The organism is Burkholderia sp. Tr-20390 (assembly GCF_017104595.1).
Taxonomy (GTDB): Bacteria; Pseudomonadota; Gammaproteobacteria; order Burkholderiales; family Burkholderiaceae; genus Burkholderia.
The window spans coordinates 23288-35022 of the sequence record NZ_JAAGPC010000031.1 but is presented as its reverse complement, the minus strand read 5'-3'; the positions used below and the strand labels follow the sequence as shown (position 1 = coordinate 35022).

8 protein-coding genes are annotated in these 11735 nt (G+C 67.0%); 5 read left to right on the top strand and 3 right to left on the bottom strand.

The genetic code is table 11. The features are described from left to right. Positions 1-144: 144 nt before the first annotated feature. Complete coding sequence (locus G3N98_RS11620) at positions 145-1671, bottom strand: PLP-dependent aminotransferase family protein (protein WP_206148258.1); 1527 nt, start codon at positions 1669-1671, stop codon at positions 145-147. Positions 1672-1942: 271 nt separating this feature from the next. On the opposite strand from G3N98_RS11620, the gene G3N98_RS11615 reads away from it, so the two are divergent. Together G3N98_RS11615 and phnY are read left to right on the top strand one after the other, a co-directional pair. Then, positions 1943-2284 carry a GNAT family N-acetyltransferase gene (locus G3N98_RS11615; RefSeq protein WP_175238391.1) on the top strand — a complete coding sequence of 114 codons (342 nt, stop codon included), beginning with the start codon at positions 1943-1945 and terminating at the stop codon, positions 2282-2284. Positions 2285-2328: 44 nt separating this feature from the next. Beyond that, entirely contained in the window at positions 2329-3783 is a 1455-nt protein-coding gene (gene phnY, locus G3N98_RS11610; RefSeq protein WP_206148257.1) for a phosphonoacetaldehyde dehydrogenase, read from the top strand. A gap of 45 nt (positions 3784-3828) precedes the next feature. On the opposite strand, the gene G3N98_RS11605 is transcribed toward phnY, so the two are convergent. Next, on the bottom strand, positions 3829-6069 hold the full coding sequence (locus G3N98_RS11605) for a TonB-dependent receptor (RefSeq protein WP_206148256.1): 2241 nt from the start codon (positions 6067-6069) through the stop codon (positions 3829-3831). Between the two features lie 322 nt (positions 6070-6391). Here G3N98_RS11605 and G3N98_RS11600 point away from each other — a divergent pair, with 322 nt between their 5' ends. Continuing rightward, a complete protein-coding gene (locus tag G3N98_RS11600) occupies positions 6392-7456 on the top strand; it encodes an asparaginase (RefSeq protein WP_206148255.1) in 1065 nt (354 codons plus the stop codon). A gap of 88 nt (positions 7457-7544) precedes the next feature. Here the strand turns inward: G3N98_RS11600 and G3N98_RS11595 are convergent, their stop codons facing one another. After that, the gene (locus tag G3N98_RS11595; protein ID WP_089474592.1) at positions 7545-8519 is read right to left on the bottom strand and encodes a LysR family transcriptional regulator; all 975 of its coding nucleotides are present in this window, start codon (positions 8517-8519) and stop codon (positions 7545-7547) included. Between the two features lie 142 nt (positions 8520-8661). On the opposite strand from G3N98_RS11595, the gene G3N98_RS11590 reads away from it, so the two are divergent. Together G3N98_RS11590 and G3N98_RS11585 are read left to right on the top strand one after the other, a co-directional pair. Further along, positions 8662-10068 (top strand): aspartate ammonia-lyase, encoded by a 1407-nt coding sequence (locus G3N98_RS11590; RefSeq protein WP_175238387.1) that lies wholly within the window; start codon positions 8662-8664, stop codon positions 10066-10068. A 108-nt stretch (positions 10069-10176) separates the two neighbouring features. Next, complete coding sequence (locus G3N98_RS11585) at positions 10177-11688, top strand: amino acid permease (protein WP_206148254.1); 1512 nt, start codon at positions 10177-10179, stop codon at positions 11686-11688. Positions 11689-11735: the final 47 nt, after the last annotated feature.

Genomic DNA, 11735 nt, shown 5'->3' with positions numbered 1-11735 from the left:
TGATCCGCAAGGGTGCGGCCGCGAGTCACCCCGCAGGGTGAACACGGCCGATCATTGAAACGGGTTTTCCAGCTGCAGCGCGCAAAACATGCGTGCTTCCAGATGACTACGCCGCGCCGGCGCACGTCGCCTTTTCGCCGCCGGTCAGGCCCCCGGTCGTTGCGAACGCACGCATTGCGCGAGCGCCCGCACACCCGGCTCGATCCGTTCGAGCGGGATCGCGGAAAACCCCATCCGGAAGCAGCGCCGCGCGTCGCCTTCATCGTTCATGAAGAACACGCTGCCCGGCTCGATCAGGATGCGGGCTTCCTGTGCATCGGCGGCGAGGCGCGTCGCATCCAGCCACGGCGGGCCCTCGACCCAGCACGACGCGCCGCCCGTCACCGGCACGTAGCGCGCTTCCGGCAAGTGCGCATCGAGCGCGGCCATCAGTGCCTGCGAGCGCTCGCTGTATGCATGCGCGAGCCGACGCAGCAATGCGTCGTGATGACCGAGCGCGAGAAAGGTCGCGAACGCGCGCTGGATATACGCAACCGGGTGGCGCACCATCAGCCGCCGCAGCGCGCGCAGTTCGCGGATCAGCTCGCGCGGCCCGACCACGTAGCCGAGCCGCAGCCCCGGCGCGAATGTCTTCGACAGGCTGCCGACGTAGATCACGCGGTCGGCCGTGTCGAGGCTCTTCAATGCCGGATGCGGCGTGCCGGAGAACGTGTTCTCGCTCTCGTAGTCGTCCTCGATGATCACGAAGTCATGCTGCTGCGCGCAATCGAGCAGCGCGCGGCGGCGTTCGACCGGCATCGTCGCGGTGGTCGGGCACTGGTGGCTCGGCGTCACGTACACGTAGTCGCAGCGCGAGAGCGTCGCGCCGAGCGCGCCGGGTGCGATCCCGTGGCCGTCGACGGGCAGCGGCAGCAGCCGCGCGTTGCGGTTCTCGAAGATGTTGCGCGCGTCCGGATAGCCGGGGTTCTCGAAGCCGACCGTCGAGTGCTTGCCGCACAGCAGGTCCGCGATCAGGTACAGCGCCTGCTGGCAGCCGTTCGTGACGACGATCTCGTCGGGCATCGCGAACACGCCGCGCCGCGGCAGCACGCGCGTGCGGATCTGCTGGATCAGCGATTCGTCGTCGCGCTCGATCAGGTCGGGCGCCCAGTTGCGGATCTCCATCACCGACAGCGCCTTCAGGCAGCATTCGCGCCAGTCGTTGGTCGGAAACAGCGACTGGTCGAATTGCCCGTAGATGAACGGATATTCGTAATGCTGCCAGTTCGCGGGCTTCACGATGTTGCGCTGCCTCGACGGCGGATGCGCGATGCGCTTGTCCCAAGCGGGGCGGCCCGGCGTGTCGTCGTCGCCGCCGGGCTGCACGGCGGGCTTGGCGGTCGCGAAGCCGGGCACGCCCTCGAGCATCTTCGGGTTCACGAAGTGCCCGCTGCGTTCGCGCGAGATCAGGTAGCCCTCTTCGACGAGCATCTGGTACGCGAGCACGACGGTGTTGCGCGCGACGCCGAGCTGGTCGGCGAGCTCGCGGCTCGACGGCAGCGCGGCATCGGGCGCGAGCTGGCCGTCGAGGATCGCGGCCACGAGCATCCGCCGGATCTGGTCCTGCAGGCTCGACGCCGACGACCGCCGGAACTGCTGGGCCCATAAGGCGGTCGGGGTACGACTCGGCATGCTTCCTCCTGTGATCGGTACGGGAAACGCGAGGCGGTGCGCGTGGCGTGCGTGCGGCCCGCGAGGGGCGCGATGTCGCGAGAATACGCGCGCCGCGCCACGGATGTGGACTCAATGAAAGGTGTCGTCTGGCACTACTGCGCGCCGACGTGGCAAGACGATACTCAAACCGTCGCCGCTGGACGATCCGGATTAGTCCCCGGTTCGCGGGCGCAGGGAGGCGTGCGCGCATCGCGTTCGCCTGCAACGTGATGCCAAGGAGAGCCGCGCCATGCACGTCGTCGTGTTCAGGGATCGCTGCGAGCGCGTGATCCGCATCGTGTTCGACGACGCACGTGCGACGGCGGTCGCGTATCGCGACGACGAGGCGATCGGCGAACTCGGTATCGACGACGACAGTGGCGGTGCCGTGCGATCGCCGTCGCTCACGCGGCTGTACGTCGAACCCGCGTATCGGCGCAGCGGCATCGCGCACACGCTGCTGGCGTGCGCGTCGCGCGAATTCGGGCGGCCGATCCGCATCGATGCCCGCGCGCGTGAATGGCCCGATACGCCGGCCTGGGCGACGCTGTGCCGCTGCCTCGAATACGAAGGGCTGGTGGTGGTGCGCTAACCGGAAGCGTGACCCCGGTCACGCTACACCAAGACGGAGACGACATGAGCACGGTCCTGAAGCCGATTCCCGCATCCGACGTGCGGCACGAAGCGCTGCGCATCGACGGGCAGCGCGTGTGGCGCGACGCGGTCATCGACGTGCGCAACCCGTACGACGGCGCGCTGGTCGGCACCGTGCCGAAGGCGACGCTGGACGATGTGCGGCGTGCCTTCGCGGTCGCACGCGCTTACCGGCCGACGCTCACGCGCCACGATCGCGCGGCGATCCTGCGCCGTGCGGCCGACATCGTGCGTTCGCGCACGGTCGAGATTGCAGCGTTGATCACGGCCGAGTCTGGCCTGTGCATCAAGGATTCCACATACGAAGCCGGCCGCGTGGCCGACGTGCTGACGTTCGGCGCCGCAGAAGTGCTGAAGGACGACGGGCAGATCTTCTCGTGCGACCTGACTCCGCACGGCAAGAAGCGCCGCGTGTACACGCAGCGCGATCCGCTGCTCGGCGTGATCTCGGCGATCACGCCGTTCAATCACCCGATGAATCAGGTCGCGCACAAGATCGTGCCGTCGGTGGCCACCAACAACCGGATCGTCGTGAAGCCGTCGGAGAAGGTGCCGCTGTCGTGCTACCTGTTCGCGGACATCCTGTACGAAGCCGGTTTGCCGCCGCAGATGCTGCAGGTGCTCACCGGCGACCCGAAGGAGATCGCCGACGAGCTGATCACGAACCCGGCGATCGATCTCATCACGTTCACGGGCGGCGTATCGATCGGCAAGTCGATTGCGTCGCGGATGGGCTACCGGCGCGCGGTGCTCGAACTCGGCGGCAATGATCCGATCATCGTGATGGAAGATGCCGATCTCGACGAAGCGAGCACGCTTGCGGTATCGGGTTCGTATAAAAACTCGGGGCAGCGCTGCACCGCGATCAAGCGGATGCTCGTGCACGAGTCGGTGGCCGATCGCTTTACGGAACTCGTGGTCGAGAAAACGCGTGCGTGGTCGTACGGCAATCCGTCCGATCCGTCGATGGACATGGGCACGGTGATTGACGAGGCCGCCGCGAAGTTCTGCGAGCAGCAGGTGAACGATGCGATCGCGCGCGGGGCGCGGCTCCTGGTCGGCAACGTGCGCAGCGGTGCGCTGTATTCGCCGACGGTGATCGATCGCGTGACGCCCGACATGCCGCTCGTGAAGTACGAAACCTTCGGCCCCGTGTCGCCGATCATGCGTTTCCGCGACATCGACGACGCGATCCGGATGTCGAACAGCACCGACTATGCGCTGTCGTCGTCGGTCTGCACGAACCGCTTCGACCACATCACGCGTTTCATCACCGAGCTGGAAGTCGGCAGCGTGAACGTGCGTGAAGTGCCGGGCTACCGGCTCGAAGTGACGCCGTTCGGCGGCGTGAAGGATTCGGGGCTGGGCTACAAGGAAGGCGTGCAGGAAGCGATGAAGAGCTTCACGAACGTGAAGACGTATTCGCTGCCGTGGTGAGCGCGGCGGGGAAGGGCGCATCGCGCCCGCCCGCCGCCAACCGCGTTACTGATAGAAGTTGAGCGTGACCATCGCCGAACGGCCCGGCGCCCACGTCGCGTAGATCGGATACGCGCTCGAGTAATACTTCTTGTCGAACAGGTTCTGCACGTTGAGCTGCACGTCCATCGTCTTGTTCACGCGCCACGTCGCGGCCGCGTCGAAGCGTGCGTAGCCGGGCGTCCATTTCTTCGTCGTCGCCGACACCGACGCATAGGTCTGGCTCATCACCGTCGCACCCGCGCCGAGCGTGAGCTTCGGCATCACGTCGTAGCTCGTCCACAGCGTGAAGTTGTGCTTCGGCACCATCACCATCGGCAGGCCCGATGCGCCCGGGCTGCCGGGGCCGGCGTCGGTCGTGATCGCGTTCAGGTACGAGTAGCCGCCGAACACGTGCCACTTCGGCGTCAAGTTGCCCGCGAAGCCGAATTCGACGCCGCGCACGCGCTGCTTGCCCGCGTTGACCGTGTGACCGAGGCCGTCGCTCACGCGCGCGTTGGTCTTCTCGGTCTGGAACAGCGCCGACGTCAGCGACAGCTGGTCCTGCAGCACGTCCCACTTCGCGCCGATCTCGATGTTGCGCGAGCGCTCCGGTGCGAGATCCTGGTTCGTCGCGGTGATCTGATCGGTGCCGCCGCCGAGGCCGCCGTTCGAACCCGGCGGGTTCGACGACGTGCCGTACGACGCATACAGGCTCACGTTGCTCACCGGCTTGAACACGAGGCCGAACTGGTAGCTGAACAGGTTCGACGTGTTCGACAGGTCGGCCACGCCGGCCTGCTTGCCGGTCGTGTCGTAGCGGTCGAAGCGCAGCCCCGTGTTGAACTGCCAGCGCTCGGACAGCTTCACGGTATCGAAGAGGTACGCGGAAACCGTGTCGGTGCGCGTGTTCGTCGTCGCACCGGGGAAGCCCTTGTCGCCGTTCAGCACGATGTTGCCGGTCCACGGCATGTTCGGGTTCCAGCCGCCCGCGAGCGGCGTGCAGTTGCCGGCCACCGAGCACGGGCCGCCCGAGCGGATGTTGTTGCCGGCCGCATCCGACACGAGGTAGCCCTCGTAGCGTGCCTGTTCATGGTTGAACTCGACGCCGGCCGTCATCGTGTGCTTCATGCCGAACAGGCTTGCGCTGCCGGTCACTTCGGTCTGGTTCGAGAAGCCGTTGAGCGCGTACTTGCCGCTCTTCGCCTGCAGGCTCAGCATGGTCGGATTCGACGCGAGGATCTGCGGATTCGTCGCCACGTAATCGAGCGTCGAGCGGCCGAACATCGTCGTGTTCTTCAGTTTCCAGTCGTCATTGAGCTTGTGCTCGACGCGCACCTGGGCGGTGTCGGTCTGCCCGTAGCGGTAGTCGCGCGTGTTCAGCCCGAAGAACTGGCCGCGATCGGTCGGCACCGGCGTGCCGCCCGACGCGCGGAACGGCACGCTGAAGTCCGGCATGTCGTACGAGTTCATGTGGTAGTAGCTGACCGTGACCGTGGTCGGCGTATTCAGCCCGAACACGATCGACGGCGCGACGCCCCAGCGCTTGTTGTACACGTCGTTGCGGCCGGCCTGGTTCGCGTCGTGGCCCATCACGTTCAGGCGCACGGCCGTCGTGTCGTTGATCTTGTGGTTCGCGTCGACCGTCGCGCGCTTGTAGCCGTCGGTGCCGAAGCCGATGCTGCTGTTGATGAAGTTGTCGTTCTTCGGCGTCTTCGTGACGATGTCGATGCTGCCGCCCACCGAGCCGCGGCCCGCGTAGACCGAATCCGGGCCCTTGATCACGCTGATCTGCTCGACCGCGAACGTTTCGCGGTTCTGCAACCCCGAGTCGCGCATCCCGTCGACGAAGATCGAGTTGCGCGATTCGAAGCCGCGGATCACCGGGCGATCGGCCGATGGGTTCGCGGCCGCATCGCCGCCGAGGAACGTGATGCCCGGCACCGAACGCAGCGCGTCCGCGAACGACGTGACGTTCTTTTCCTTGATGAGTTGCTCGGGGATCACCGTGACCGAGCGCGGCGTGTCGAGCAGCGGCGCGGTGAATTTGTACGACGGCGAACGTTTCACCTGCATGTCCGACGGCGCGGTCGACTGGACGTGGATCGTCGGCAGCGTCGCCTGCACGTCGGCGGACGGGGCCGGCTGGTCGGCGGCGGATGCGGGAGCAGGGGCGGTTTCGGCGGAAGCGAGCAGCGGGGTCAGGAACACGGAGCAGGTCAGCGCCGACACGAGGGCGCGAGGCCTCGTCTTGAACTGGGCGGGCATATCGAGAGGCAGCAGAAGGTTCGGTGAGCAGGTGCGTCTTCTCGATGCCGGGCGGGCGGCACGGAACATCGGAAAACGTCAATGTAAATGCGTATGATTCGCGTTTGCGATCGCAATTGTACGGATTGGTACTAATTCTGTAAACGATCGAATGGTTTTTGTACTAATTTGGTCAGGCTTTCGTGGGGGACGGCGTGCCTTTGCGTGGCGTGCAACACCACTTTCCATCCCCCGGCCGTGCGCGGCGGCGACGACTCGATACACTGCCGTACCGGTTGGACGGGCCCCGGCAAGCTGGCCCCGAGCATGGAGACAACACAAGATGGACACCCAACGCGCAGCAGTCGTCACGTACCGAGGCGATGCGATCGAGAACACGCACGTCGCCCATGTGGCGGTGGTCGATGCACGCGGCCGGCTGCTGGCCCGGTTCGGCGATCCGTTCCGGATGACGCTCGCGCGCTCGGCGGCCAAGCCGGCGCAGGCGCTGTCGGTGCTCGAGACGGGCGCGCCCGAGCGCTTCGGCTTCGACGATGCGGATATCGCGCTGATGTGCGCGTCGCACAGCAGCGAGGACCGGCACATCGAACGCACGCGCGCGATGCTCGCCAAGGTCGCCGCGCACGAATCGGACTTGCGTTGCGGCGGCCATCCGCCGTTGTCGGACGCGGTGTACCGCGCGTGGATCAAGCGCGACTACACGCCGACCGGCGTGTGCAGCAACTGTTCGGGCAAGCATGTCGGGATGCTGGCCGGCGCGCAGGCGATCGGCGCCGCGATCGCCGATTACCATCTGCCCGAGCATCCGATGCAGGTGCGCGTGAAGCACGTGGTGGCCGATGCGTGCGGGCTGCGCGACGACGAGGTCGAGTGGGGCATCGACGGGTGCAACCTGCCGACGCCGGCGTTTTCGCTGGACCGGCTCGCGCGGCTTTACGCGTCGCTGGCCGACGGGGCGGATACGGTGGAAGCGGGCGGTGACGCAATCACCGATCGCGTCCGCGCGCTGGCGCGCATTCATCATGCGATGACCGCGTATCCGGAGCTGGTTGCCGGCGAAGGGCGCTATTGCACGGTGCTGATGAACGCGTTCGACGGGCAGGTGGTCGGCAAGCTCGGCGCCGATGCGTGCTACGGGATCGGCGTGCGGGCGTCCGAGCGCACGCGGGCGCTGGGCGCCGATGGCGCGCTCGGCATCTCGGTGAAGATCGAGGACGGCAATCTCGACGTGCTCTACATGGTCGTCAGCGAGCTGCTCGAGCGGCTGCAGATCGGCACGGCCGAGCAGCGCGCGCCGCTGGCCGGCTTCCATCGGCCGCGGATGCTCAACACGCAGGGTGTCGAGATCGGGCACGCCACGTTCCCGTTCGAATTGCAGGCGGCTTGATCGGCCTGAACGGCGCGGATGCGCTGCTGCCGGTGGTCCGCGACGCGGGCCGTGCGCAGCGGCGCGAACCCGACCCAGGGCGCGTGCGCTACACGCTCGCGCCGCGAATCTTCGTCAGCTCCAGCGCCGACAACTCGCCGATATGCGCGAGGTGTTCCGCGAGAAAGTCCTTCAGCACGCGCAGCTTCGCCGAGCTGCGCCGGTTCGCCAGGTACGCGATGTAGATGTATTCGCCCGTCAGCCGGTTCTGCAGCCGGTAGCGCGGCAGCACGGCTTCGAGCCGGCCGCTCGCGAGCAGGTCGCGCACCAGCCAGATCTCGAACTCCGCGATGCCGAGCCCGGCGCAGGTCGCTTCGAGCAGCAGCTCCGAATGGTCGGTGACGAGGTTGCCGGCCGGCAGCACGCTGTGATGCGCGTCGCCGTTCACGAGATCCCAGCGCGGATCGCCTTCCGGATGCACGTAGCGCAGGCAGTTGTGTTGCTTGAGGTCGTCGGGCGTGACCGGGCGCCCGCAGCGGTCGAGATAGCCGGGCGTCGCGCACAGGATGCTGTCGTTGCGCGACAGGCGGTGGACGACGAGGTTGTCCAGGTAGTTCTCGCCTTCGTGAATGTCGAGATCGAAGCCGCCGGCCACGAGGTCGTTGTGGTTGTCGGTGAGCCGCACGTCGAGCTGGATCGTCGGGTAGCGCGCGAGGAACGGCGCGACCAGCGGCGCGAGATGGCGGCGGCCGAACGCCACCGGCGCGGTGAGCTTCAGCGGGCCGCTCGGCTGCGCATTCAGCTCGGCGACCACGCGCAAGGTGTCGTCGAGATCGGCGATCAGCGTGACGGCGCGTTCCAGGTAGATATGGCCGGCTTCGGTGAGCGTCACGCTATGCGTGGAGCGGTGCAGCAGCGCGACGCCGAGCGCCTCCTCGATCGCGGTGACCTTGCGTGCGACGGTGGACGTCGACACGTGCATCTCCTTGGCGACCGCCGAAAAACTCCCCGTTTCGACCACTCTGACGAACGCGCGCATCGCGCCCATGTGATCGATGCCGGTTTCCCTTGCGCCTTTTTTCATCCGATTCTCATTGTTGCGTGCCACGCAAAACCGCTTTCGATAATACAGAAGTGAGCTTGTTTTTGCAAAGGCATAGAATGCGAACCCGTCGCGTCGGGAAGCGGCGCACGACGAGCGGCACGAGACATCCAGGAGGGGCACGATGACAGAAAACGGCTTCCGCGTCGAAGCGGATCTTTTAGGTAAGCGAAGCATCCCGAATGAGGCCTACTACGGCGTCCATACGCTGCGCGCGAAGGAGAATTTCGACATTTCGGGCCGCACCATCGCGTCGCTGCCGTACTTCGTGATGGCGCTCGCTGCAGTGAAGGAGGCCGCGGCCGACGCGAACTGCGAGCTCGGGCTGCTGCCGCGGCCGTACCGCGATGCGATCGCCGCCGCGTGCGTCGAGATCCGCGAAGGGCGCCTGCACGACCAGTTCGTCGTCGACATCATCCAGGGCGGGGCCGGCACGTCGACCAACATGAACGCGAACGAGGTGATCTGCAACCGCGCGCTCGAAATCATGGGGCACGCGCGCGGGCAGTACGAATACCTGCATCCGAACGAGCACGTGAACCTCGCGCAGAGCACCAACGACGTTTATCCGACCGCGATCCGCGTGGCGACCTGCTTCGCGGTCGAGCACCTGCTCGAAGCGATGGCGCGCCTGCGCGATGCGTTCGCGGAGCGCGCCGACGCGTTCGCCGGCTTGCTGAAGCTCGGGCGCACGCAGCTGCAGGACGCGGTGCCGATGACGCTCGGCCAGGAATTCTCGACCTACGCGGTGATGCTGACGGAAGACATCGCGCGCCTGCAGGAAGCCGGCTGGCTGATTCGCGAGATCAACCTCGGCGCGACCGCGATCGGCACGGGGATCACCGCGCATCCGCAGTACGCGGAGAAGGCGCTCGCGGCGCTGCGGCGCATTACCGGGCTCGACCTGAGCACCGCGCCGAACCTGATCGAAGCGACCCAGGATTGTGGCGCGTTCGTGCAGGTGTCGGGCGTGCTCAAGCGGATCGCCGTGAAGCTGTCGAAGATCTGCAACGACCTGCGGCTGCTGTCGAGCGGCCCGCGCGCGGGGTTCGGCGAGATCAACCTGCCGCCCGTGCAGGCCGGCTCGTCGATCATGCCCGGCAAGGTCAATCCGGTGATCCCGGAAGTCGTCAACCAGGTTGCCTTCGAGGTGTTCGGCAACGACCTGACCGTGACCTTCGCGGCCGAGGCCGGGCAGCTTCAGTTGAACGCGTTCGAGCCGGTGATCGCCAGCGCGCTGTTCCGCAGCTTCAGCCACCTGACGGCCGCCTGCACGACGCTCGCGCAGCGTTGCGTGAGCGGGATCACCGCGAACCCCGAGCGGCTGCGCGAAACGATGGAGCGCTCGGTCGCGCTCGCGACCGCGCTGAACCCGTACATCGGCTACAAGCGCGCGACCGCCGTGGCGGCCGAAGCGCACGCGACCGGCAAGTCGATCCGCGAGGTCGTGCTGGAGCGCGAGTGGATGACCGCTGCGCAGGTCGAGGAAGCGCTGCAACCCGAAGCACTGATCCGGCCGCGCGTGCTTTGACGCCGGCTGCGCGGGCCGTCGGTGCGTGACGCCGGCGGCTTGCATGCGACTGCATCCGACGCGCCCCCGCGCGGGGCGCGACACATCAAGAAACAACGGAGACACACGATGACCCACAGCAGCGAGCGCCTGGCCGATTCGGCCGGTGGCGCGGATTCCCGACATGCCGACCCGGATGCGATGTTCGCGTCGCACGAAGCCGGCTATGCGAAGCAGTTGAAGCCCCGGCACGTGCAGATGATCGCGATGGGCGGCGCGATCGGCACGGGCCTTTTTCTCGGTGCGGGCGGGCGCCTGCAGCACGCGGGGCCGGCGCTCGCGCTCGTGTACCTCGTCTGCGGCGTGTTCGCGTTCCTGATCATGCGCGCGCTCGGCGAGCTCGTGATGCACCGGCCGACCAGCGGCAGCTTCGTGTCGTATGCACGGGAGTTCATGGGCGAACGCGCCTCGTTCGTCGCGGGCTGGATGTACTACCTGAACTGGGCGACCACCGGCATCGTCGACATCACCGCGGTCGCGATCTACATGAAGTACTGGGCCGTGTTCACGGACGTGCCGCAGTGGGTGTTCGCGCTCGGCGCGCTCGGGATCGTGTCGGTGATGAACATGATCGGCGTGAAGGTGTTCGGCGAGATGGAGTTCTGGTTCTCGCTCGTCAAGGTGGGGACGCTCGCGGTGTTCCTCGCGGTCGGCGCCGTGTTTCTCGCGAGCGGCCATCCGGTCGCCGGGCAGATGCCGGGGCTTCACCTGGTCGCGGATCACGGCGGGATCTTCCCGCACGGCATCCTGCCGGCCGTGCTGATCGTGCAGGGCGTCGTGTTCGCGTACGCGAGCATCGAGCTCGTCGGCGTCGCGGCGGGCGAGACGGCCGATGCGCGCAAGGTCTTGCCGAAAGCCATCAACAGCGTGATGTGGCGCATCGCGCTGTTCTACGTGGGCTCGGTCGTGCTGTTGACGATGCTGCTGCCGTGGACGGCGTACAGCGCGCACGAAAGCCCGTTCGTGACGTTCTTCAGCAAGCTCGGCGTGCCGTACGTCGGCACCGTGATGAACGTAGTGGTGCTGACCGCCGCGCTGTCGAGCCTGAACTCCGGCCTCTATTCGACCGGGCGCGTGCTGCGCTCGCTCGCGATGGGCGGATCGGCGCCACGCTTCGTGTCGCGGATGAACGCACGCGGCGTGCCGTACGGCGGGATCCTGATCACGGTCGCGATCAATGCGATCGGCGTGCCGCTGAACTACATCGTGCCGGCGCAGGCGTTCGAGATCGTGCTGAACATGGCGTCGCTCGGGATCATCACGACGTGGGGCTTCATCGTCATGTGCCAGATCCTGTTCCGTCGCGCGGTCGATCGCGGCGAGCTGAAGGCCGTGTCGTTCCGGATGCCCGGCGCGCCGTTCACGGCGTGGCTCACGCTGGCCTTCCTCGTCGGCGTGCTGGTGCTGATGGCCTTCGACTATCCGGGCGGTACGTGGACCATCGCGACGATTCCGGTCGTCGTGCTCGCACTGGTGGTCGGCTGGAAGCTGGCAAAGCGTGGTGCGGCGCGCGAGCAGGCGGCGGATGCGCTTGCATCTTCGGCCACGCGCGCCGTTGCCGATCCGGTGCGGGGCGCCTGAAGACGGTATGCGCCGGGCGCGCCGGGGCGTTCGCGGCCGGCGCCCCG

Coding starts and splice junctions, on each gene's coding strand:
- G3N98_RS11620 (WP_206148258.1), bottom strand. CDS start 1,671: ATGCCGAGTCGTACCCCGACCGCCTTATGGGCCCAGCAGTTCCGGCGG.
- G3N98_RS11615 (WP_175238391.1), top strand. CDS start 1,943: ATGCACGTCGTCGTGTTCAGGGATCGCTGCGAGCGCGTGATCCGCATC.
- phnY (WP_206148257.1), top strand. CDS start 2,329: ATGAGCACGGTCCTGAAGCCGATTCCCGCATCCGACGTGCGGCACGAA.
- G3N98_RS11605 (WP_206148256.1), bottom strand. CDS start 6,069: ATGCCCGCCCAGTTCAAGACGAGGCCTCGCGCCCTCGTGTCGGCGCTG.
- G3N98_RS11600 (WP_206148255.1), top strand. CDS start 6,392: ATGGACACCCAACGCGCAGCAGTCGTCACGTACCGAGGCGATGCGATC.
- G3N98_RS11595 (WP_089474592.1), bottom strand. CDS start 8,519: ATGAAAAAAGGCGCAAGGGAAACCGGCATCGATCACATGGGCGCGATG.
- G3N98_RS11590 (WP_175238387.1), top strand. CDS start 8,662: ATGACAGAAAACGGCTTCCGCGTCGAAGCGGATCTTTTAGGTAAGCGA.
- G3N98_RS11585 (WP_206148254.1), top strand. CDS start 10,177: ATGACCCACAGCAGCGAGCGCCTGGCCGATTCGGCCGGTGGCGCGGAT.